Below are 23,179 nucleotides of genomic sequence, written 5' to 3'. Positions count from 1 at the left end.
GGAGCGCCCCGATGGCAAAGAACGCGCAACGCATCCTGTATCGGCTGGCCCCCTGGGCGCTGCCGCTGGCGCTGGTGATCCTCTGGCAGATCGCTGTCGAAACCGGCTGGCTGTCCAACCGCATTTTACCGGCGCCGAGCGCAGTGCTGGCCGCCTTCTGGAGCCTGAGCCAAAGCGGCGAACTGTGGCAGCATCTGAGCATCAGCAGCCAGCGCGCGTTGTTAGGCTTCGCCATCGGCGGCAGCATCGGGCTTACCCTCGGCTTTATTACCGGGCTGTCGCGCTGGGGCGAACGCCTGCTGGACAGCTCGGTGCAAATGATCCGCAACGTGCCGCACCTGGCGCTGATCCCGTTGGTGATCCTGTGGTTCGGCATCGATGAATCCGCCAAGATCTTTCTGGTGGCGCTCGGTACGCTGTTCCCGATTTATCTCAATACCTACCACGGCATCAAAAACATCGATCGCGGCCTGTTGGAGATGGCCCGCAGCTACGGCCTGAGCGGTTTCCGCCTGTTTACACAGGTGGTGCTGCCGGGCGCGCTGCCGTCGATTATGGTCGGCGTGCGTTTCGCTCTCGGCTTCATGTGGCTGACGCTGATCGTCGCCGAAACCATCTCGGCCAATTCGGGCATCGGCTATCTGGCGATGAACGCGCGTGAATTTCTGCAAACCGATGTGGTGGTGGTGGCCATCGTGCTGTACGCCCTGCTCGGCAAGCTGGCGGACGTGGGCGCGCAGCTGCTGGAGCGCGTCTGGTTGCGCTGGCATCCGGCCTATCAACTGAAACAGGGAGAAGCGCTATGACCCTTCCCGCTCGCCTTGCGCAAGGCACGCCGGTGACGCTGGAGTCCATCGGCAAAGGTTACGGCAACCGCACGGTGCTGGACACTATTCAGCTGCACATCTCCGCCGGGCAGTTCGTGGCGGTGGTCGGCCGCAGCGGCTGCGGCAAAAGCACCCTGCTGCGCCTGCTGGCCGGCCTGGAACAGGCCAGCAGCGGCGTGCTGCTCAGCGGCAACGCGCCGCTTGCCGCCGTTAAAGAAGATACCCGGCTGATGTTTCAGGATGCGCGCCTGCTGCCGTGGAAAACAGTGATCGACAACGTGGGTCTGGGGCTGCGCGGCCAGTGGCGCGATGCGGCGCTGCAGGCGCTGGACGCGGTCGGCTTGGCGGATCGCGCCCGCGACTGGCCGGCGGCGCTGTCCGGCGGACAAAAGCAGCGGGTCGCCCTGGCGCGCGCGCTGATCCACCGCCCTCGCCTGCTGCTGTTGGACGAACCGCTCGGGGCGCTGGATGCCCTGACGCGCATCGAGATGCAGGGGCTGATAGAAACGCTGTGGCAACAGCACGGTTTTACCGTGCTGCTGGTGACGCACGACGTCAGCGAAGCCATCGCGCTGGCGGATCGGGTGATCCTGATCGAAGAGGGGCGCATCGGGCTGGATCTGAGCATCGATCTGCCGCGGCCACGCCGTAAGGGTTCAGCCAGGCTGGCGGAACTGGAAGCTGAAGTGCTGGAGCGGGTGTTATCGCCGCCGGTCACCGCGGCCAGCCCACGCCAGGCGGCGAATTGAACGAAAAAAGGGACGGCGCAGGCCGTCCCTTTGGGTATTCACGGTGAGAAGATTAGGCGTCGAGCGCCTTGCTGATCTTCTCGTACAGATCGCCGGACAGGTTTTCCAACCCTTTCAGCTGTTCCAACGCTTTGCGCATCAGCGCCTGGCGACCGGCGTCGTAACGCTTCAGGCGAATCAGCGGTTCGATCAGGCGCGCGGCGATCTGCGGGTTGCGCTGGTTGAGATCGCTGAGGATCTCCACCAGGAATTGATAACCGCTGCCATCCGCCGCATGGAACGCCGCCGGATTGCCTGAAGCGAAGCCGCCGATCAGCGAGCGGGTGCGGTTCGGGTTGCTCAGGCTGAACGAGCGGTGTTGCAGCAGCGCACGCACCTTGCTCAACACATCCGCCGACGGGCTGCTCCCCTGCAGCACGAACCATTTGTCCATCACCAGGCCATCCTGATGCCAGCGCTCGTCGAACGCCGCCAACAGCGCATCGCGACACGGCAACTGGGCCGCAACCGCAGCGGACAGCGCCGCCAGCGAGTCGGTCATGTTATCCGCCTGGCGATACTGTTCGCTCACCAGTTGGTCCGCCAGCGCCGCATCTTCGCCGAACGCCAGATAACCCAGGCACACATTGCGCAAGGCGCGCTTGGCGATGTCGGCGTGCTCCACGCGGTAGCCGTCGGTCTTGTTGGCGTGATACACCGCCAGCCACTCATCGGCCAACTCCCGCGCCAGGCAGCGAACGATCGCTTCGTGCACCGCGGCGATCGCTTCCGGATCGATGGTGGCGAACAGTTCAGCGATTTCGTTCTCCGACGGCAGCGTCAGGATCTGCGCCGCCAGCGCCGGATCCAGCGTCTCGTTCAGCAACACCGCACGGAACGCGTCGGCCACGTGCAGCGGCAGCGACAACGGCTGCTTCTGCTGGTGCCGCGCCACGTTCAGTTTGATGTAGGTCGCAAGCAGGCTCTGCGCCGCATCCCAACGCGCAAACTCATTGCGCGCGTGCTGCATCAGGAAGGTCAGTTGCTGATCGCTGTACGGATAATCCAGTTTCACCGGCGCAGAGAATTCACGCAGCAGCGACGGCACCGGCTTGTGCGCCACGCCGTCGAACACGAAGGTCTGCTCCGCTTCGGTGACGTTCAGCACGTTGTTGACCGGCAGGCCGCCCTTCTGCAGCGCGATGACGTTACCTTCGCTGTCGTACAGCTCGATATCCAGCGGGATATGCAGCGGCAACTTCTCAGGCTGATCGGCGGTCGGCGGGGTTTTCTGGCTGACATGCAGGCGATATTGCTGAGTTTCCGCATCGTACTCGTCGCGCACCGTCAACAGCGGCGTGCCGGACTGGCTATACCAACGGCGGAAGCGCGACAGATCCACGTTGGACGCGTCCTCCATCGCCTGTACGAAGTCATCGCAGGTGGCGGCGCTGCCGTCGTGGCGTTCGAAATAGAGCTGCATCCCTTTCTGGAAGTTCTCTTCCCCCAGCAGGGTGTGCATCATGCGGATCACTTCAGAACCTTTCTCATACACCGTCAGGGTGTAAAAGTTGTTCATCTCGATGACTTTATCCGGACGAATGGCATGCGCCATCGGGCTGGCGTCTTCGGCGAACTGCGCGCCGCGCATCACGCGCACGTTATCGATACGGTTGACCGAACGCGAGCCCAGATCGGAACTGAACTCTTGATCGCGGAACACCGTCAGCCCCTCTTTCAGGCTGAGCTGGAACCAGTCGCGGCAGGTGACGCGGTTGCCGGTCCAGTTGTGGAAGTATTCGTGGCCAATCACTGCTTCGATGTTCAGGTAATCTTTGTCGGTGGCGGTTTCCGCCTTCGCCAACACGTATTTGGAGTTAAAGATATTTAACCCTTTGTTCTCCATCGCGCCCATATTGAAGAAATCGACCGCCACGATCATATAAATGTCGAGATCGTATTCCAGACCGAAGCGGGTCTCGTCCCACTTCATCGAGTTTTTCAACGAGGTCATCGCCCAGTCGGCGCGATCCAGGTTGCCGCGATCGACAAACAGCTCCAGCGCGACCTTACGGCCGGAACGGGTGGTGAAGCTGTCGCGCAGCACGTCGAAGTCCCCCGCCACCAACGCGAACAGGTAGCAAGGTTTCGGGAACGGATCCTGCCATTGCACCCAGTGGCGACCATCGGCCAATTCACCCTGGCCAATACGGTTGCCGTTCGACAGCAGGAACGGATAGCGCGCCTTGTCGGCCACGATGCGGGTGGTAAAGCGCGCCAGCACGTCCGGGCGATCCTGGTAATAGGTAATATGATGGAAGCCTTCGGCTTCGCATTGCGTGCACAGCGCATCGCCGGACAGATACAGCCCTTCCAGCGCGGTGTTTTTCGCCGGGTGAATATCGTTGACGATGGTCAGAGTGAATTGTGCCGGCAACGCTTCGACGATCAGCTGGTTATCCTGCTGACGATAGGCGCTCCACGGTTGACCGTCGACCTGAATGCTCACCAGCGTCAGATCCTCGCCATCCAGCACCAGCGGTGCGCCGGCTGCGCCCTGACGTTTGATTTTACTGACGGCGGTCACGCGCGTGGTTTCCGCGTCCAGACTGAAGTCCAAATCGATGTCGGTCGTGGTGTAATCGGGCGCGCGATAATCGTGGCGATATTTTGCCTGTGGCTGTTGTGTCATAAAAACCCTTAAACGTCTCAGTGAGTTATAGGTGCCAGGCCGCTCTTCTCCTCCGCGCCGTCGCTGGGGATTTCCCCTGCGGCGCTCGGCGAACCTGATTGTGAATAAACTGTATCACAGCTGGCTGAAAAGCCCAGATCCGCCGGGCAAGCGCGATAAAGAAATCAGAGGCAAATCATAGTTCACCCACCAGATGGCAGCGCGGGTGACCAATGGCTAAATAAAAATCAGCATTTAATGCTAAAAAACCGCCTTCGCGGCGCTCCGGCATTGTTGAGGCGGCACAGGCGGCATGATGGTATAATTGCCGAATCAGGCTCAGGGATGACTCGCACTATGAAAATCAAATACGCTATCTATTTTTTCACCCTGTGCCTGATGACCTCCTTCTCGCTGTTCATCGTCGAGGAACTGCTCGAAGCCCATACCGAGTACCGCGATAACCAGCTCAACCTGTATAAGATCGATCGCGCCAAAGAAATCTCCGAGGCCTTTCAGGCTTCGCTGCAGGCTCACCGTCTCAAACGCTTGAGCCTGATCGATCCGCAAATCACTCGCGCGCAGTGTCTGGCCGCCGATCGGGTGGCGCGCGAGAAAATCGCCCGGATCCGCGAGCATCTGAACGACACGGTCGCCAGGGAGCTGGGTGTGCGGCAAAAAATCGCCGCGCTGTCGATGATCGGCCTGATGGAACAGTTGCTGGATAACGACAACCTGCAGCTTTCGCAGGTCAACAACGCCAACGCCAACCTGTTCAATATCAACAGCGCCTACTACATCTCGCAAACCAGCAAGAGCTATTACCGCTACACCTACGATACCCGAATGGTGGATACCGACTCCTTTATGTTTCTCGAGGCCATTCGCCTCAACAACCGGCTGAATATGTCGCTGACGGAGTTAAGCGATCAGATTATCGACGTCAACGTCAGCCCACTCGATCGCAAAGACGCCTATCTGAAGTCCATTCAGTTGACCGGCGTCCTGAACGCGCTGAGCACCCGGTTGATCTTCATGAAGCTCAACTACGACGACGTGCAAACCACCAGCATCGTCAATCAGTTGCTCAGCCAGGTGTCTACCGAACGCCTCAAGCAGATTACCGATGGGCTATACACCGCCATCAATACCCAAAAGCCCTATCCCGCCGCGCTGATCTCGCGCTATGTCGACGAGTTGAGCGGGCTTTCTCAGACGCTGTATCAACGCAGCTTCGAGCTGGAAACCGTCGCTTCGCGTCACAAGATTTATGACAGCCAGACCACCATTTACGGCATGATCGCGCTCGCCGGTCTGGGGGTGCTGCTGTTCATTTTGCCGGCGCTGGTGTTCTGCACCAACATCAACCGCTGGTTGACCAAAACCCACAACAATATCGTGCGGCTGTCGCGCGGCGAGATGAATATCGATCGCAACGACGCCTTCTACAGCCGGGAACTGATCGCCATCAGCGACGCCATTCAACAGCTCAGACAATATCAGTTGGACAAGGTCTCGCTGGAAAGCGAGAAACAGCTGCTGATTAAAGAGCTTGAGGCCTCTTCCTTCCTCGATCCGCTCACCAACATTTATAACCGCCGTAAATTCTTCCTCGAATGCCAGCTATTGGGCGACGGTAGCTACCCGCAGGCCTTTTGCCTGATCGATATCGACAACTTCAAACAGCTCAACGACAGCTACGGCCACGATGTCGGTGACCGGGCGCTGGTGGAATTCGGCCATCTGTTGCAACGCGCGTTTCGCGCCAGCGACATCTTCTGCCGCTACGGTGGCGAAGAGTTCGCGGTGCTGCTGGGCAACTGTTCGTTGGACAACGCACGGGACATCATGGAGCAATTGCGCGCCCGCACCCATCGCCTGACGCTGAATCTGGCCGACGGGCGGCAAGTGCGTTTCACCACCAGCTGCGGCATTGCGCCGGTCAACGCGTTCACTGCGCTGCAGGCGGCGATAAAACAGGCGGACGAAGCGCTCTATTTTTGCAAAAAGAACGGCAAGGATCGGGTCAGCGTGCACACCCAGGCCGGGTTTATCTGATTTGTTGTTTAAAATAATTAACATTATAATTTTTATGACTAATTAGGCTAAGTCATTCACCTTACAGGCATATCTGGCTTTTTTCCCCCGCCGCCGTCGCCAGCCCGCCATAAAGGCACGTTTAATCCTCGACCCGCTTCGGTGATTTATGGTGTGATGCAGCTTCAATAACAGGATAATCCGGGTATACTCCACCCCCACTTTTATGATTATCCGGATTTGGACACGCGCCTGACGAGGATGCTGTAACGCGCTATGACTCAATACGCTTCCCCGATTTTGACATCACTGCTTGATACCGATGCTTACAAGCTTCATATGCAGCAAGCAGTGTTCCATCGCTATCCCGCGATCAGCGTGGCGGCGGAATTCCGCTGCCGCGGCGACGAACTGCTGGGCGAATATGCCGACGAGATCCGCGCGCAGGTCGCCCTGATGAGCCAGCTGGCGCTGACCGACGCCGAATTCGCTTACCTTTCGGGTCTGCCCTTCTTCCGTCAAGATTACCTGAGCTGGCTGCGCACGTTCCGATACGATCCGCAGCAGGTGACCATCGACAACCGCGACGGCAAGCTGCAAATCCGCATCGCCGGGCCGTGGCGTGAAGTGATCATGTGGGAAGTGCCGCTGCTGGCGGTGATCAGCGAAGTGGTGCACCGCCGGCGTTCTCCGCTGGCGACGCCGGAACAGGCGGTAGCCCACCTGCAAACCAAGTTGGCGCAGTTCAAGACGCTGGCGGGCGATTTGGATCTTTCACGCTTCAAGCTGATGGACTTCGGCACCCGTCGCCGTTTCTCCCAGGGCGTACAACAGGCCATCGTCAGCACCTTGCAGGCCGAATTCCCGTACCTGTCGGGCACCAGCAATTACGATCTGGCGCATCAGCTCGGCCTGGCGCCGGTCGGCACGCAGGCGCATGAATGGTTCCAGGCGCATCAGCAGATAAGCCCGGTGCTGGCCAACAGCCAGCGCGCCGCATTGCAGGCCTGGCTGGATGAATACCCGGATCAGCTTGGCATCGCGCTCACCGACTGCATTACCATGGATGCTTTCCTGCGCGACTTCGGCCCGCAGTTCGCCGAGCGTTATCAGGGGCTGCGCCACGATTCGGGCGATCCCGTCGAGTGGGGTGAGAAAGCCATTGCCCACTATCAGAAACTGGGCATCGACCCCATGAGCAAAACGCTGGTGTTCTCGGACAACCTGGATCTGGAAAAAGCGCTGGCGCTCTATCGCCACTTCTATCAGCGCATCAATCTCAGCTTCGGTATCGGCACGCGCCTGACCTGTGATATTCCGGGCGTTAAACCGTTGAATATCGTGATCAAGCTGGTCGAATGCAAAGGCAAACCGGTGGCTAAGCTCTCCGACAGCCCCGGCAAGACCATCTGCCAGGACCAGGCATTCGTGCGGGCCTTGCGCAAGGCCTTCGATCTGCCGCTGGTGAAGAAAGCCAGCTGAACCTTCTCTATATAGAGAGAAAGAAAGCCGGCCCGGTTTACGCGCCGGCTTTTTTGTTTTTATCCCGAACGCCCTCTTTTCAGTCAGCCGCGATAAATGTTGCGACAATCCGATGATTTCTGCTTGTGCTCTGCACCGCGGCAAGTAACATAGCCATTACCCCCATATTCTTGGGTTGTAAGCTATTTCTAAACCAAATTATTAAAGAGAGAAATCTATGAGCGTAGTGCCTGTAGTCGACGTACTGCAAGGTCGTGCTGCGGTTGACAGTGAAGTCACCGTACGCGGCTGGGTACGTACCCGGAGAGATTCAAAAGCTGGTATCTCCTTCCTGGCCGTCTATGACGGTTCCTGCTTTGATCCGTTACAGGCCGTCGTTAATAATTCTCTGCCGAATTATCAGGATGAAGTGCTGCATCTGACCACCGGTTGTTCGGTTGAAGTCACCGGCAAAGTCGTCGCTTCACCGGGCGAAGGCCAGAGCTTCGAACTGCAGGCTACCGCAATCAAAGTGGTCGGCTGGGTCGACGATCCGGACACTTACCCGATGGCGGCCAAGCGCCACAGCATCGAATACCTGCGCGAAGTGGCTCACCTGCGCCCGCGCACCAACCTGATCGGCGCCGTGGCGCGCGTACGTCATACTCTGGCGCAGGCGATCCACCGCTTCTTCCATGAAAATGGGTATTTCTGGGTCTCTACTCCGCTGATCACCGCCTCCGATACCGAAGGCGCCGGCGAGATGTTCCGCGTGTCCACGCTGGATCTGGAAAACCTGCCGCGCACCGACAAAGGCACCGTCGATTTCAGCGAAGACTTCTTCGGTAAGGAAGCCTTCCTCACCGTTTCCGGCCAGCTGAACGGCGAAACCTACGCTTGCGCGCTGTCGAAGGTTTACACCTTCGGCCCAACCTTCCGCGCCGAAAACTCCAACACCAGCCGCCACCTGGCGGAGTTCTGGATGATCGAACCGGAAGTGGCCTTCGCTACGCTGGACGACGTCGCCGGCCTCGCCGAAAGCATGCTGAAGTATGTGTTCCAGGCGGTGCTGGATGAACGTGCCGACGATCTGAAATTCTTCGCCGAACGCGTGGATAAAGACGCTATCGCTCGTCTGGAGCGCTTCGTGTCTTCCGATTTCGCCCAGGTGGACTACACCGACGCCATTGAGATCCTGCTGGCCTCGGGCCAAACCTTCGAAAACCCGGTTTCCTGGGGCATCGATCTCTCTTCCGAGCATGAACGTTACCTGGCGGAGAAACACTTCCAGGCGCCGGTGGTGGTGAAAAACTACCCGAAAGACATCAAAGCGTTCTACATGCGCATGAACGAAGACGGCAAGACCGTCGCGGCCATGGACGTGCTGGCGCCGGGCATCGGCGAAATCATCGGTGGCTCGCAGCGTGAAGAACGCCTCGACGTGCTCGATCAGCGTCTGGAAGAGATGGGGCTGAATAAAGAAGACTACTGGTGGTATCGCGATCTGCGCCGCTACGGCACCGTGCCGCATTCCGGTTTCGGCCTGGGCTTTGAACGTTTAATCGCCTATGTCACCGGCGTGCAAAACGTGCGCGATGTGATTCCATTCCCGCGCACGCCGCGTAACGCAAGCTTCTAATTTATACGATCACACGTTTTTTAAACGATTTCGTTACAAAACAAAGGCCAGCATCGCTGGCCTTTCGCATTTTTTAATATTGACGCACGTCACAAAGTTCCCGAAAAATTACATTTGGTTACACATACTTTCCTTTTGCAACCTGATTGGGACATTGGTATCATTTTCGTCCTAGATTAACCCGCCTGTGAATGGAACACTGCGTTCAGACACAGGACGACACCAATCTATCAACAATAGTTCCCAAAGAATTATTGGCGGCAGTGGCAAAGGTGTCCGAATAACACCAATGAGGGTAATAATGATGAAGCGCAACATTCTTGCAGTGGTAATCCCGGCTCTGTTGGCTGCTGGTGCAGCAAACGCAGCTGAAATCTACAACAAAGACGGCAACAAGCTGGATCTGTACGGCAAAGTTGACGGTCTGCACTACTTCTCCAAAGACAAAGGTAATGACGGCGATCAGACCTATGTTCGTTTCGGCTTCAAAGGTGAAACCCAGATTACTGACCAACTGACCGGTTACGGCCAGTGGGAATACAACGTTCAGTCCAACCACGCCGAATCTCAGGGCACCGAAGGCACCAAAACCCGTCTGGGCTTCGCCGGTCTGAAATTCGCTGACTACGGCTCCTTCGACTACGGCCGTAACTACGGCGTACTGTACGACGTGGAAGGCTGGACCGATATGCTGCCAGAGTTCGGTGGCGATACTTACACCTACTCCGACAACTTCATGACCGGCCGTACCAACGGCGTTGCGACCTATCGTAACAACAACTTCTTCGGTCTGGTTGACGGTCTGAACTTCGCTCTGCAATACCAGGGCAAAAACCAGAACGACGGCCGTGACGTCAAAAAACAAAACGGCGACGGCTGGGGCATTTCCTCTACTTATGACATCGGCGAAGGCGTAAGCTTCGGCGCTGCATACGCTTCTTCCAACCGTACCGACGACCAGAAACTGCGTTCAAACGAGCGTGGCGACAAGGCTGACGCATGGACCGTGGGCGCGAAATATGACGCCAACAACGTCTACCTGGCGGCAATGTATGCAGAAACCCGTAACATGACTCCGTTCGGTGGCGGTAACTTCACCAACACTTGCGCAGCGACTGAAAACTGCGGCGGCTTCGCTAGCAAAACTCAGAACTTCGAAGTGACTGCTCAGTATCAGTTCGACTTCGGTCTGCGCCCAGAAGTGTCTTACCTGCAGTCTAAGGGTAAAAACCTGAACGTCCCAGGCGTGGGTTCTGACCAAGATCTGGTTAAATATGTTTCTGTTGGTACCACTTACTACTTCAACAAAAACATGTCCACCTACGTTGATTACAAAATCAACCTGCTGGATGACAACGACTTCACCAAAGCAACCGGCATCGCAACTGACGATATCGTAGGCGTTGGTCTGGTATACCAGTTCTAAGTTGTCTCGCTTATCGGCGGTTCACCGTCGACTAAGTTAAAAAAACAGGGCTTCGGCCCTGTTTTTGTTTGTATCAGCCGGTAACTTTTTATCCTGCCGATTCCCCCTTCCCCATCATTTTTTCTGTCGAATCCTTCACGTTCATAAGATCGCGGTGTTTTTATCGCAAACGGTTGGCAAAGCCGATAACTGGCGCTACCCTGATGCTTCTGTCTGCTTAACTCCGAGATTTGGAAGCACCTGACATGTTTGAAAAAATCACCGCCGCACCCGCCGACCCGATCCTGGGCCTGACCGACATTTTCCGCGCCGACGCCCGCCCGAATAAAATCAATTTAGGCATTGGCGTTTATAAAGACGAAACCGGTAAAACCCCGGTGCTGACCAGCGTAAAGAAAGCTGAACAGTATCTGTTGGAAAATGAGACCACCAAAAACTATCTCGGCATTGAGGGCATCCCGGCGTTCGCCAGCTGCACGCAAGAACTGCTGTTCGGTAAAGAGAGCCCGATCGTCGCCGATCGCCGCGCGCGCACCGCACAGACGCCTGGCGGCACCGGCGGCCTGCGCGTGGCGGCAGACTTTATCGCCAACCAGACCAGCGCCAAACGCATCTGGATCAGCAACCCAAGCTGGCCGAACCACAAGAACGTCTTTAGCGCCGTGGGCCTGGAAGTGCTGGAATACGCCTACTATGACGCCGCCAACCACGCGTTGGATTTTGACGGCCTGCTGAACAGCCTGAAACAGGCGCAGGCCGGCGATGTCGTGCTGTTCCACGGCTGCTGCCATAACCCGACCGGTATCGATCCAACGCCGGAACAGTGGGCGCAGCTGGCTGAACTTTCCGTCGCCAACGGGTGGTTGCCGCTTTTCGACTTCGCTTATCAGGGCTTCGCCAACGGCCTGGAAGAAGATGCGCAGGGCCTGCGTATTTTCGCCGCCAAACATAAAGAACTGATCGTCGCCAGTTCCTATTCGAAAAACTTCGGTCTGTACAATGAGCGCGTCGGCGCTTGCACTATTGTAGCCGCCGATGCCGAAACCGCCGATCGCGCCTTCAGCCAGGTGAAAGCGGCCATTCGCGCCAACTACTCCAACCCGCCGTCACACGGCGCCGCCGTTGTCGCCACCATTCTGGGCAACGATGCGCTGCGCGCGATGTGGGAGCAGGAACTGACCGATATGCGCCAGCGTATTCACCGCATGCGTCAGCTGTTCGTGAACACCCTGCAGGAGAAAGGCGCGCAGCAGGACTTCAGCTTCATCATCCAGCAGAACGGCATGTTCTCGTTCAGCGGCCTGACCAAAGAACAGGTGCTGCGTCTGCGTGAAGAGTTCGGCGTCTACGCCGTGAACTCAGGCCGGGTGAACGTGGCGGGCATGACGCCGGACAATATGGCGCCGCTGTGTGAAGCCATCGTCGCCGTGCTCTAAGCGCGTCGGCGAAAGCCACCAGTTTGAAGGGGCGCGCTATGCGCCCCTTAATTATTTCTGCCGGGAAATGATCGTTACCACACCGCCGGCTCTTCGCGCAGGAACGGGTTGGTCTGGCGCTCGTGACCGAAGGTCGACATTGGACCGTGGCCGGGAATAAAGCGCATGTCGTCGCCTAACGGCAACAGCTTGGTGCGAATAGAGGCGATCAGCGCCTGATGGTCACCGCGCGGGAAGTCGCTGCGCCCCACGCCGCCGTTAAACAGCACATCACCCACCAGCGCCAAACGCGCCTGCTCATTGATAAAGACGATGTGGCCCGGTGTGTGCCCAGGACAATGCAACACCTTGAGCTTCATCTCGCCCACCTGCATCTCATCGCCTTCCGACAACCAACGGGTCGGGGTCAGCGGCGCACACTCTTCCAGCCCGAACATCCGGCTCTGCGCCGGCAAACCATCCAGCCAAAAAGCGTCCTCTTTATCCGGGCCGTAAATCGGCACCTGATAATGTTCCGCCAGCTCCGCCGCCGCGCCGACGTGATCCAAATGGCCGTGCGTCAGCAAAATCTGCGTGATTGTCACACCCTGCTTCGCCACTTCCGCTTTGATTTTTTCCGCTTCGCCGCCGGGATCGACCAACGCCGCCTGCTGCGTGTTTTCACACCAGATCAGGCTGCAATTCTGGCTAAAAGCGGTAACGGGAATAAGATGGTATTTCATAAGGCTCCAACGACAATAACGCCGCCTCCGCAAGGAGCGGCGTTATTCACTGAGGGCACCGCGATTACCAGCTCCGAACCGGGCCGGTATCGATGTGCACGAAGTTGCTACGTGGGTAATATCCTACACCACCAGCGCGCATTTTTAACGCCGCTTTACGGATATTACTCAATTGGATACCTTCAATATGGAAATCCATCGCCTGGCCCTTGGTATGGTAGCTGTGCTTGGCCACACCACGGCTGTGCGCGCGCAATTCGTTGTTGGTATCTACGGAACGGTAACCGGAGATCAGCTGCACCGGCTTGCTGGTACCCAGCAGCCCCTGCAGGCGATAGAGGTGATCAAACAAACTGGGATCGATCGATTTAACCTTGTTGGCGCGATAATCGCGGAACAGATGATTTAGCCGAACCAACTCTTCTTTATTGTAGCCTTTGCCGTCAAAGAACTCGGCTTTAATAGATTCACCGGTATTCAGGTTATTCAACACTAAAATACGCGGTCGAGCGGTGGAAAGACTGGCAAACGCCTGCCCAGGGAGCAGCGCTATGCCCATAGCTGCGCCGCCTAGCGCCAGCCATTTACGGCGATGATGATCAATTTTGTCCATGACTCTGTTAAACCCGGCAAGAATGTCAAAATAAATGCACAAAGCAGCGCACTGTCCGAACCATAACCGCCTGCGTATGCTGAGTCAACCCGCGATACGCCTAGGTTTACAGGCCCCCAGGTAAGAGGGCCTGCGGTATAGCCAAACATTCTGACCGTTATTTATTTATAATTACTGCATTTACTGCATTAATTTTTTGGCCTGAGCTAAAATTTGTGCGCCCGATCTCACCGTATTATCATAATTGTAAATATCTGTACGGAATTGCGGTTGGCCGTCATCCGAAACCCAGGCGGTCAGATAATACAGTTTTACGGGAATACGCTGGCGAATATTCACATAAGTGGTATTCCCTTCTTTCAGCGTGGAGGAAACGCGGCTATTGTTCCAGCCGGCATCCTGCAGCAGCATATTCGCCAAATCGGAAGCCTTGTTCACCCGCACGCAGCCGGAGCTGAGCGCGCGAATGTCTTTCTGGAACAGGCTGTGGTTCGGGGTATCGTGCAGGTAGATCGCGTCCGAACTCGGCATATTGAACTTGAAACGCCCCAGCGAGTTAGTGGCGCCCGGCGCCTGGCGCACACGATACGGGAAGTTGCGCGCAGAGACCATGCTCCAGTCGATCATCGCCGGGTTGATCACCTCCGCATCGTTGCTCCAACCCGACAGCACGGTATAGCCGTGTTTCTGGAAATAGTTACCGTCGCGCATCGCCTTCGGCACGATATCCTCACGCACCAGCGTAGTCGGTACGTTCCAAGGCGGGTTGACCACCACGTTGTTCAACGCGCTGCTCATCAGCGGTGTCTTGCGGCTCGGCCGCCCGACGATAACGCGGGAGGACAGCACTTCGTTGCCGTTCTGGTAGTAGGTCAGCGAGTAGTTGGGAATATTCACCATAATGCCGGTGCCGACATGCCCCGGTAAAATTCGCAGACGTTGGATATTCAGCGCCAGCAGCGCGGCGCGGGTTTTCGGTGACACGTTGAGCCACTCGCGAGTGCGCACGCCGATCACGCCGTCCGCCGTCAGCCCCTGCCATTTCTGGAAACGTTTGACGCCCTCCACCAGCTCGTTGGTGTAGAGGTTGTCGCTCACCACGCTGCCGACCTGCGGCGGCGTCTGTTCAGCGGTCAACTCCGTCACTGGCGCCGCCGACGGACTGACCGTCACACGCCCCTTCTCTTCGTCTACCGTCAGCCCGCCGTCATCAGGCTCATTGCTCTTCGCCGAGACGACCGCCGGCTCCGGCTCGGCCTCCGGTGCCGAAGCGGCCAACATGCCGGTGCGCGTCAGGATCTCACGCAGCGCAGGAATATCGTTGCTCATTTGTCCTGGGCGCAGGCTCGGGCCGCTGCCCACCTGCGGCCAGGGGCGGTTATCCGCCAGCATATCGCGCAGCGCCTGATGCATCTTGGCGTATTGCGGGTGCTGCGGCGCGAGCGAATTCACGTAGCTCAGCGTGCGCGCCTGACGCACCGCCAGCTGCCATTGGTTGATCACCGCAGTGGGCGGCAAGCTAAGCTTGTAGGGAATATTGCTGTACAGCCAACTGGTGCCGTTGGCGCCGATAGCGGACACGAACTGCAAATAGCCCAGCATCGCATCGGACAGCACCACATCGCGGCCTACGTCATTGAGCGCCGGATTGGTCAACATCTTCACCCATTGGGTGAACTGCGGCTGCACGCCGGACATCGCCAGCTCGGCCAGCTGCTGTTGAAACTGCTGAACGGCCTCGCGATCCTGCCACATCGGCTGCATATGATTCGCCGCATACAGCGGCGCCAGCGTGGAAAGGTAGTGCAGATCCATGCCGCGCGGCAACGCGGCCAGCAGTTCAGAACGGCTCTGCGCAACGGACATGCCTGCTGATGCCACCGGTAACGCCGTTACGGTGGCCAATGCGGAAAACGACGACACAAGACTACAGGCGATAGCGCCACTCAGCGCCAAACGTCGTAGAGAGTTTCCCTTTTTAAGCAACATCCCTTGCCCCCTGTATGCTCACAAAAAAACGTCAAAAAACTGCATATAGCTTCAGTATACAAACAGAAAGGCCGTTTCGCCCTGCGGACGTCGAATTACTGTTTATCTGATTAAACTAACCGCTTTTCAACGGATAAAAAAGCAGGACTATCATCCACGCGCACAAAAAAATAGCCACCCTGCGGCGGCTATTTTCAGATTTTTAGGGCGTTTTTCTGCGTTACGGCGTTTCGACCGGCGCAGTACCCAGCGCCGGCGGCTCGCTGGCGAAACCGCGCAGCCCCACCACGTGCACATGCTCGTGGTTCTGGAACACCTTACGCACCAGTTTATAGGTGGTGCCCTTCTCAGGACTGATGTTTTCCGGCGCCGCGATAATCAGCTGCATCTCCAGACGGTCACATAACTCGAACAGCGTGGCGATCGATTTGGCATCCAGACGCGCCGCTTCATCGAGGAACAGCAAGCGACATGGCGAGATGTCTTTACCGCGCAGGCGGCGGGATTCTTCTTCCCAGCTCTGCACCACCATCACCAGAATTGACATCCCGGTACCGATGGCTTCACCGGTAGACAAGGCGCCGCTTTCCGCACGCAGCCAGCCATCGGAGCCACGATACACTTCCACTTCCATCTCCAGGTAGTTGCGGTAATCCAGCAACTCCTCACCGATGGTCTGCGGCGTGCGCTGCCCCATATCGATCTGCGGATTCAGACGCTGATACAGCTTGGCCAACGCTTCGGAGAAGGTCAGGCGGTTGCTGTTGAACAGATCCTGATGCTGTTCCTGTTGCTCGGAGAGCACGTCCAGCAGGGTGGCGTGCGCTTCGCGCACGTTGACGTTCAGACGGACGCTCTTCACCTGGCCGAAAGCAACGGCCTGCAACCCCTGGTTCAGCATGCGAATGCGGTTCTGCTCGCGCTGAATGGTTTTGCGAATGATGTTGGCCACGCTTTTCGAACTGATCGCCAGCTTCTGCTCGCGCGCGGTCAGTTCTTCGGTCAGACGGCCCAGCTCAATCTCCATCTGCTCGATGGCCTCGACCGGATCATCGGTACGGATGATGTCCTGGCGGATACGCTCACGCAGGTGTTGATACACCGCGATATAGAACTGAATCTTACGCTCCGGCCGCTTCGGATCTTCCGACAGACGCAGCACGTCGCGCAGGTGTTCGTTGTCCGCCACCGCCAGACGCAGCGCGCCGAGCGCCTTATCCGACATCGAGCGCAGCTCGTCGCCATCCATATACGCCAGCTCGCGGCGATGCAGGCGGCGTTCCACGCCGTTGTCTTTCACCAGACGCATCACCGCGCACCAGCCCGCCTTGGCGGTCACCACCTGCTCGCGCAGCTGATGGTAGTCGCGTTCCAGCTTGCGCAGTTTCTTCTGCAGGCCATCCATTTCGGCTTCGCAGAAGGTCAGCTGTTTCTCCAACTGATTACGGCGAGCGCGGTTGTTGCTCAGCGCCGCATGCAGCTCGTCGCGGCGCTGACGCGCGCGCGCTTCCGCGTTGGCGTCGGCCTGCACGCCGATATCCACCAGCTCCTGGCTCAGCTCTTTCAGCATGTCGCGCTTGGCGTCATACGAGCTTTTCAGCGAGGCCAGCACCTGGCTGTATTGGGTGAACTGGGTTTGATATTGACGCAGCTGCTCACGGGCGCGGGCGCGTTCGGCTTCCGCCTGTTCCAGACGCTGGCGCAGCTTGTCGTTGAGATCGTTGTTGGCATTCTGCATGCCGGCGGAGTCGGTATAGCTGAAGTGCGCGCGACGCTGCACCACCTCTGTCAACGCGAACGCCTGCTGTTTGGCCTGACGCTGCACGCTTTGCGCCTGCGCGTAGTCCTGCTGCAGCTGTTCATGCTGCTGCGGATCGCTCTGCAGCACCGACAGCAGCGGCTCCAGCTTGGTCAGCGACACCCCGTGCTGTTGAATGTGGCGCGCGGCGTCCTGCGCTTCTTCCAGCTCTTCACGGATCTCGTCGACGCGATCCTGCAGCGTTTCATCGTTCAGCAACGACACCAGCGGCATCAGGCGGTTGAGCGCGGAAATGCCCTCTTTGGCCTGCTCGTACTGCTGGCGCTGCTGCTGATTCTGCGCTTCGTGATTGTTCAGCGCACGCTCGATCTCGCCGCGACGGGCGTTCAGATTGCGGATCTCCGCTTCCGGGTCAGCGTCGAACGCCACCGCCAGATGGGTGCCGATAAAGCGGCTGAAGGCCTGATGCGAACGCTGGGTTTTCTGCACGTCGAACGACAGCGTGGCATAGCGCTCCGCCAGCGTTTCACGCTCGGCATGCAGCACTTCCAGACGGTTTTCGCGCGCCGCGCGGCCGAACAACGGCACTTCCGGGTAGCGGGAATAACGCCACTGGCGATCGGCGATCTTCACCACCACAGCTTTGTCCTGCTCTTCGACGGCGAATACGCTGTCATCGAACGACTGCGGATCCCCTTCGATCAGGTAAAGATCTTCCGGGCAATCTTCCAGCCCTTCCAGCATCTCGCGCACCAGCGACAGATCCGGCACCACGATGGCGTGGCGCGAAGGGCCGTACAGCGCCGAGAAGTAAGGCGCGTCGTCGATGGTGACGTCATCGTAAATTTCCGACAGCAACACGCCGCCGAAACGTTCGGCCAAGGTGACCAGGCGTTGATCTTCCGCGCCGCCCGGCTGGCTGAGACGTTCGATCTGCGCTTCCACTTCGCGCTTGCGAGCCGCCACTTCGTCGCGCTCGACGGTGGTTTCACGCTCGCGCTCCAGCAGCTGCTGCATGTATTCGGTCACCTGCTGGCTGTTTTCCAGCGGCTCTCCGCTCTGATCGCTGAGCTGGCTCAGGGCGTCCTGCGCCGCCAGCCACACCGGCGCGCGCGCCGTCAGTTCACGGATGCGCTGCTGGATCTGCTCCAGCTCCTGGCGCATCTCCATGCGGCGTTCGCCGGCTTCGCTGACGTTCTGCGACAGCGCTTCCAGGCGCTCTTCCAGCTCCTGCTGCAGCATGTCGAGATCGTCCGGCTGGTACTCCTGACCATGGCGTTTGCAAAATTCTTGCAGCAGGCGCTCGGCGTCCTGCTGCGAGCGCAGGCGCTGTTCCAGTTCGCTCAGGCGCAGTCGCAGCGGCTGAACGCGCTCGGCGAGGTGTTGCTGCGAAGGCCAGTCGCGCAGCAATTCGCGCGCACACTGCCAGGCTTCGCTGCGGCTGACCTGGCCGGCGATTTTACCCACCAGCTGATAGGCCTGCTCGAACTGGCCGTGCGCGGCGTCGGCCACGCTCAGCTTCTGCTCCAGCATCAGCAGCGCTTCGGTCGCCTCCTGCTCGCGAGCCTGGAAGGTGTCCAGCCACTGTTCAGCGTTGTCGGCGGTCAGGTCCGGCAGTTGGCACAGCGCGCGCGCGCGCTCCAACGCCTGCAGCGCCTGTTGGTACTGAATGGCGCGGGTCTGCTGCACGTCAAGCGCCTGCTGGTAGTCGGCCAGCTGGCTCTTCAGCTCGTCCACTTCCAGCTCGGCCGCTTCGGCGCGCGCTTCGTTCTCGGCCTGCTGCTCGCTCGCCTCGGCCACCACTTCGTTCTGCTCTTCCAGGCGGTAGGTCAGCTCTTCCAGATCGGCTTCATAGCGTTCGATCTTCTCCTGCTGACGCATCGCCGTCTGCACCAGGTTCAGGTGGTCGCTGGCGGCCTGGTAATCGGTTTCCAGATCGGATTCGGCGCCGCTCTGCTCGCTCAGCTCACGCGCCATTTCCACATGGCGATACTGTTCGGCGGCCAGCTGCTTGCGGCTGCCCAACAGATCGCTGCGCAGCGCCAGCGCCCCGTCCAGGTGGATGCGGCGTTCGTTGGCGTGGCGCATATAGTCCGCCGCCACATAGGAGGTGGCCTCGGAGATCAAATGCTTGAACAGGTCGCGATCCGACTGGGTAACGCGGATCGCTTCCAGCGTCATGCGGTTTTCGCGCAGCGCCGCTTCCATGTCCTGGAACGCCTTGCGCACGCCGCTGTTTTCCGGCAACAGGTAGTCGCGCAGCGAGCGGGTGATGGCGCTGGAGATGCCGCCGTACAGCGACGCTTCAATCAGACGATAGAATTTGCTGCGATCGGCGGACGAACGCAGGCGTTTCGGGATCACGCCCAGATCGAACATCAGCGAGTGGTAATCGGTGATCGAGTTGAACTGCTTGAACTGCACGCCTTCCATCTCTTCCACGCGCTCTTTCAACTCTTGCAGCGACAGCACGCGCGCCTGGCGCTCACCCACGGTCTGGGTCAGCAATTCAGTCGGCTGTACCGCGGTCGGCAGGCCCTGGATGGTGAAAGGTTTGATATCGACCTTGCGATCGCGTCCCGCCACCTGCTGCAGACGCACGCCAACCACCACGCGCTGGTGGCGCGAGTTGACGACGTCGAGGGTGGAGTAACATACGCCGGCGCGCAGCTTGCCGTGCAGGCCCTTGTCGCGCGAACCGCTGGTGGCACCCGCTTCGGTGGTGTTACGGAAGTGCAGCAGCGTCAGATCGGGGATCAGTGCAGTGACGAAGGCCGCCATGGTGGTGGATTTCCCCGCCCCGTTCCCGCCGGACAGCGTGGTCACCAGCTCATCGAGATCAAAGGTGCGGGCAAAGAAGCCGTTCCAGTTAACCAGCGTCAGCGAGCGAAATTTACCGCGTTCAATCATTCCTGTTCATCCTCTGCACCGTCAGGAGCGTTATCAACCTGCTGATCCTCAGCGTCATTCTCATCGTTAAGCGACAGGCTGGTTTCAACCGGCATCGCCTCGCCGTCGCGAATCATGCGCAGCTGCGCTTCACGCGGATCGTCGCCGCTGCGCACGTCGGCGCCGAAGCGGAACACCGCCTCGGTAATGCGGAACTTGCTGCTGTCATTGCCCATGAAATAGACCATGCCGAGGCGGCGCAGGCGGTTCAGCGAGGTGCGCACCTTCTCGTGCAGCTTCTGCCGATCGAGATCCGAACCGGTAGAGCGCTGGTTGACGAACTTGAGCAGCTTGTTCTCATCCGCCAGGCTCAGCAGTTCATCGTACAGCTCCTGATGGCTGAAAATGCCTTCGTGCGCCAGGCGCTCGGGGCTGAGATACAGGTAACACAAGATCTTGCCGACCATCATATCCAGCTCGGACAGCACCGAACGCGGGATCAGCGTGGTGGAGCGCGGGCGCAAATAGAAGAAACCTTCCGGCGCCCGAATCAGCTCGACGCTGTAACGGTTGTAAAACTCTTCCAGCTCATCCTGGAAATCCATTAAAAAGGCGTGGTTGTCCAGCTCATCGATACCGATGTGACGACCCGCGCGCAGTTGGCTGTCCAGCGCCGGGAACAGCGAGTTGGACAACGCTTTGGCCAGCTTGACTGGCATTACTTGTTCAATATTTGTCGATGACATGGGCCTGGACCTTGGCTCCGTAATCATTGATTGCCTGCCATTCCGCCGGCAACCCTGAGAAATCTGCTTCAGCCACACCGAGGCGCACTGCCTGGTCGACCACTAAACGTGCCACGTCGAAATGACGCGCACGCGGATATTGCGCCAGGTAATCGCGCATCACCGCTGCAAGGTTGAGCGGCATCTGCTGTTCCTGGTACACCTTCAACGCCTCTTCGATCATCGCTGCCAGCTGTTCGCGAATCTCGCTGAACTCTTCGAACTCCAGATCCGGCGGCAGTTCCCCGGTCACTTCCTCGCTGCGCAGCGCCAGTTCTTCGTCGCGCATGTCCAGCAGACGATCGGCATTGGCATGAGTCAGCGCCCACGGGTGGTCGAAATAGGTTTGCACCGACTGGCGCAGGCGTTGGGCGAACACGCGGTTTTTATCCATATCGATAGCGGTACGGATAAATTTGTGCACGTGACGATCGTAGCCGATCCACAGGTCGATCGCCTGCTGGCCCCAGCTGATGATGCGATCCAGCTTGCTCTGCAGATCGAACACCAGCTTGTCGACGAAGCCGAGCTCCACGTTGCCGAGGGTTGCGTCCTGGATGCGCAGCAGATTGGCCTGCAGCTTGTCGCCCGCCGCATCCAGCGTATCCTGCAGTTCGCGCAGGGTGCCTGAGGTTTCCGACAGCAGCATTTCGCAGCTGGAGATCGCCGCCCGCCAGTCTTTGCTCAGCAGCGCCGCGATGTCATTTTTCACGCTCTGCTGCTGCTCGTCCATCACGCGTTGCGTCATGTCGATGCTGTCGAAGATTTCCGCCACCGAATATTTCAACGGCGCGAACACGTTGCGGTGCCAATGGAAATCGTCGCCGCCCTCGTCGGCGGCATCGGCGGCGCGTTTGAGTTCCTGCGCCACGATCGACAGCTGCATCGACAGACGCAGCGTGGAGAATTCGCGTTGGCGAATATAGTAATCGGTAATGCCGATACCCAGCGGCGTCAGGCGGTAAATCGCGTTACCGTCCGCCAGTTCGCTGGTAAAGCGGTTCAACAGGCGCTGGCGCACCATGTCGTTGATCGCATTGTTGGCGCGCATCGCCACCGTTTCATGCGTCTGTTCAAAACCCTTGCTGACATGGCGAAATGCATCAACCAGCTCACCTTCGCTCATCTCGCCGTCCAGCCGTTCGCCATTCAGGGTGGCGATAGCGAGCAGAAATGCGAGACGCTCCGTAGGGAGCGAAATAGAGAAATCATTTTTCCGTGCCCAGGCGACCAGTTCGGGTACTGTCTGGGAAAATTCACTCATAGTTCGTCCTTCAGGTTTGGTTTATGCGCCATGACGTGAATATAGCGCCCCAAACTCACGTACGGCTCCTGCCGGCAATAGTGCTGTTCAAGCGCCAGTAACTCTTCAAATTTTTGGGTTTGCAGCTGTCTGCTCTGCAGATAGTCGTGGAACACCCGCACGCCGGTTTTGCCGCTGATGCGCATGCCCAGCTGTTCCAGCCAGCCGTAGACCAATAGCGGATCGTGCGGATATTGCGGCGACAGCGAACGCTTGCGGCGCCGTCTGACCTCGGGATCCACCAATTGGAAGTTACCCAACACCACGTTACGCATCAAGAGACCGTTGGCGTTGAAGAACATCAGCGACAGCGCGCCGCCCGGCGTCAGACAATCGCACAACGCCTGCAGCGCCGCCACGGGTTCAGCGATCCATTCAAGCACTGCATGAAACAATATCAGATCAACCGGCTGTTCCAAATGTTGAGCGATATCCTGCGCAGAACTTTGTACGAATTGCATGTTCTGGCTCACACCTTTCTGCTCCGCCAGCTGCGCGGCGCGCTGGATCATCTCACCAGAAAGATCGCACAACAACACCTGATGTCCTAATTCTGCCAGTTGGCAAGCCATATGGCCTTCACCGCCCCCGGCATCAAGGATGCGCAGCGGCCGCTGCGGCAACTGGGCCAGCAGCCCGGTCAGATCCTGCCAAACCACCGCCTGGCGGATTTTTCCTTTCGTGGTGCCGTAAATATTACGCGCAAATTTTTCAGCAATATCGTCAAAATTACGATCCTGCATGGACAACGGCTCCGCTGATCTCAGTCTTGTCGGCGGCAAAGCGCACGCCCATTCAAACCTGCTATTTTGGCACAGACTGGCTTAGAATGTATCTTCTTGCGGCCTGTTTATGCCTGGATGCCGTTTTTTCACTCAAAAGGATCTGATTTTC

The 23,179-nt window shown here is 58.4% G+C and carries 15 protein-coding genes; 7 read left to right on the top strand and 8 right to left on the bottom strand.

The features are described from left to right. Positions 1-11: 11 nt before the first annotated feature. Both ssuC and ssuB read left to right on the top strand, forming a co-directional pair. The gene (ssuC, locus tag HWW83_RS02495) at positions 12-806 is read left to right on the top strand and encodes an aliphatic sulfonate ABC transporter permease SsuC (protein WP_122016399.1); all 795 of its coding nucleotides are present in this window, start codon (positions 12-14) and stop codon (positions 804-806) included. Then, positions 803-1,576 (top strand): aliphatic sulfonates ABC transporter ATP-binding protein, encoded by a 774-nt coding sequence (gene ssuB / locus HWW83_RS02490; protein ID WP_122016398.1) that lies wholly within the window; start codon positions 803-805, stop codon positions 1,574-1,576. The genes ssuC and ssuB overlap by 4 nt, the downstream gene beginning before the upstream one ends. Positions 1,577-1,628: 52 nt before the next feature. Here the strand turns inward: ssuB and pepN are convergent, their stop codons facing one another. After that, positions 1,629-4,247 carry an aminopeptidase N gene (gene pepN / locus HWW83_RS02485; RefSeq protein WP_047572033.1) on the bottom strand — a complete coding sequence of 873 codons (2,619 nt, stop codon included), beginning with the start codon at positions 4,245-4,247 and terminating at the stop codon, positions 1,629-1,631. Between the two features lie 336 nt (positions 4,248-4,583). Between pepN and HWW83_RS02480 the strand changes: the two genes are divergently transcribed. The 5 genes from HWW83_RS02480 (at position 4,584) to HWW83_RS02460 (ending at position 12,225) form a co-directional block, all read left to right on the top strand. Next, entirely contained in the window at positions 4,584-6,284 is a 1,701-nt protein-coding gene (locus HWW83_RS02480) for a GGDEF domain-containing protein (protein WP_033650680.1), read from the top strand. A gap of 255 nt (positions 6,285-6,539) precedes the next feature. Continuing rightward, entirely contained in the window at positions 6,540-7,745 is a 1,206-nt protein-coding gene (gene pncB / locus HWW83_RS02475) for a nicotinate phosphoribosyltransferase (protein ID WP_033642577.1), read from the top strand. Between the two features lie 217 nt (positions 7,746-7,962). Then, the gene (gene asnS / locus HWW83_RS02470; protein WP_033642576.1) at positions 7,963-9,363 is read left to right on the top strand and encodes an asparagine--tRNA ligase; all 1,401 of its coding nucleotides are present in this window, start codon (positions 7,963-7,965) and stop codon (positions 9,361-9,363) included. 301 nt (positions 9,364-9,664) lie between these two features. Beyond that, positions 9,665-10,789 carry a porin OmpC gene (ompC, locus tag HWW83_RS02465; RefSeq protein WP_046686781.1) on the top strand — a complete coding sequence of 375 codons (1,125 nt, stop codon included), beginning with the start codon at positions 9,665-9,667 and terminating at the stop codon, positions 10,787-10,789. Positions 10,790-11,034: 245 nt separating this feature from the next. Continuing rightward, positions 11,035-12,225 (top strand): amino acid aminotransferase, encoded by a 1,191-nt coding sequence (locus HWW83_RS02460; protein WP_033642574.1) that lies wholly within the window; start codon positions 11,035-11,037, stop codon positions 12,223-12,225. Between the two features lie 74 nt (positions 12,226-12,299). Here the strand turns inward: HWW83_RS02460 and HWW83_RS02455 are convergent, their stop codons facing one another. The 7 genes from HWW83_RS02455 to cmoM all read right to left on the bottom strand — a co-directional run bounded on the left by HWW83_RS02455 (position 12,300) and on the right by cmoM (position 23,028). Next, positions 12,300-12,947, bottom strand: a complete 648-nt coding sequence (locus tag HWW83_RS02455) for an MBL fold metallo-hydrolase (RefSeq protein ID WP_033642573.1) — start codon at positions 12,945-12,947, stop codon at positions 12,300-12,302. A gap of 64 nt (positions 12,948-13,011) precedes the next feature. Beyond that, entirely contained in the window at positions 13,012-13,560 is a 549-nt protein-coding gene (gene mepK / locus HWW83_RS02450) for a peptidoglycan L,D-endopeptidase MepK (RefSeq protein WP_004928217.1), read from the bottom strand. 180 nt (positions 13,561-13,740) lie between these two features. Further along, positions 13,741-15,549 carry a L,D-transpeptidase gene (gene ldtD / locus HWW83_RS02445; protein WP_072022477.1) on the bottom strand — a complete coding sequence of 603 codons (1,809 nt, stop codon included), beginning with the start codon at positions 15,547-15,549 and terminating at the stop codon, positions 13,741-13,743. Positions 15,550-15,769: 220 nt separating this feature from the next. Next, on the bottom strand, positions 15,770-20,218 hold the full coding sequence (mukB, locus tag HWW83_RS02440; protein ID WP_089196851.1) for a chromosome partition protein MukB: 4,449 nt from the start codon (positions 20,216-20,218) through the stop codon (positions 15,770-15,772). Continuing rightward, entirely contained in the window at positions 20,215-20,943 is a 729-nt protein-coding gene (gene mukE, locus HWW83_RS02435) for a chromosome partition protein MukE (RefSeq protein ID WP_004928226.1), read from the bottom strand. The genes mukB and mukE overlap by 4 nt, the downstream gene beginning before the upstream one ends. Beyond that, positions 20,924-22,246, bottom strand: a complete 1,323-nt coding sequence (gene mukF / locus HWW83_RS02430; RefSeq protein ID WP_004928228.1) for a chromosome partition protein MukF — start codon at positions 22,244-22,246, stop codon at positions 20,924-20,926. Before mukF ends, mukE begins: the two co-directional genes overlap by 20 nt. Continuing rightward, positions 22,243-23,028, bottom strand: coding sequence for a tRNA uridine 5-oxyacetic acid(34) methyltransferase CmoM (cmoM, locus tag HWW83_RS02425; protein ID WP_033642570.1), 786 nt, complete (start codon positions 23,026-23,028; stop codon positions 22,243-22,245). Before cmoM ends, mukF begins: the two co-directional genes overlap by 4 nt. Positions 23,029-23,179 lie beyond the last annotated feature (151 nt).

This window comes from Serratia ureilytica, assembly GCF_013375155.1.
Taxonomy (GTDB): Bacteria; Pseudomonadota; Gammaproteobacteria; order Enterobacterales; family Enterobacteriaceae; genus Serratia; species Serratia ureilytica.
The sequence above is the reverse complement of the archived record's forward strand: the minus strand, read 5'-3'. Positions and strand labels throughout refer to the sequence as shown.

Coding starts and splice junctions, on each gene's coding strand:
- HWW83_RS02480 (WP_033650680.1), top strand. CDS start 4,584: ATGAAAATCAAATACGCTATCTATTTTTTCACCCTGTGCCTGATGACC.
- ssuC (WP_122016399.1), top strand. CDS start 12: ATGGCAAAGAACGCGCAACGCATCCTGTATCGGCTGGCCCCCTGGGCG.
- mepK (WP_004928217.1), bottom strand. CDS start 13,560: ATGGACAAAATTGATCATCATCGCCGTAAATGGCTGGCGCTAGGCGGC.
- mukF (WP_004928228.1), bottom strand. CDS start 22,246: ATGAGTGAATTTTCCCAGACAGTACCCGAACTGGTCGCCTGGGCACGG.
- cmoM (WP_033642570.1), bottom strand. CDS start 23,028: ATGCAGGATCGTAATTTTGACGATATTGCTGAAAAATTTGCGCGTAAT.
- asnS (WP_033642576.1), top strand. CDS start 7,963: ATGAGCGTAGTGCCTGTAGTCGACGTACTGCAAGGTCGTGCTGCGGTT.
- HWW83_RS02460 (WP_033642574.1), top strand. CDS start 11,035: ATGTTTGAAAAAATCACCGCCGCACCCGCCGACCCGATCCTGGGCCTG.
- pepN (WP_047572033.1), bottom strand. CDS start 4,247: ATGACACAACAGCCACAGGCAAAATATCGCCACGATTATCGCGCGCCC.
- mukB (WP_089196851.1), bottom strand. CDS start 20,218: ATGATTGAACGCGGTAAATTTCGCTCGCTGACGCTGGTTAACTGGAAC.
- ompC (WP_046686781.1), top strand. CDS start 9,665: ATGATGAAGCGCAACATTCTTGCAGTGGTAATCCCGGCTCTGTTGGCT.
- ldtD (WP_072022477.1), bottom strand. CDS start 15,549: ATGTTGCTTAAAAAGGGAAACTCTCTACGACGTTTGGCGCTGAGTGGC.
- HWW83_RS02455 (WP_033642573.1), bottom strand. CDS start 12,947: ATGAAATACCATCTTATTCCCGTTACCGCTTTTAGCCAGAATTGCAGC.
- mukE (WP_004928226.1), bottom strand. CDS start 20,943: ATGTCATCGACAAATATTGAACAAGTAATGCCAGTCAAGCTGGCCAAA.
- pncB (WP_033642577.1), top strand. CDS start 6,540: ATGACTCAATACGCTTCCCCGATTTTGACATCACTGCTTGATACCGAT.
- ssuB (WP_122016398.1), top strand. CDS start 803: ATGACCCTTCCCGCTCGCCTTGCGCAAGGCACGCCGGTGACGCTGGAG.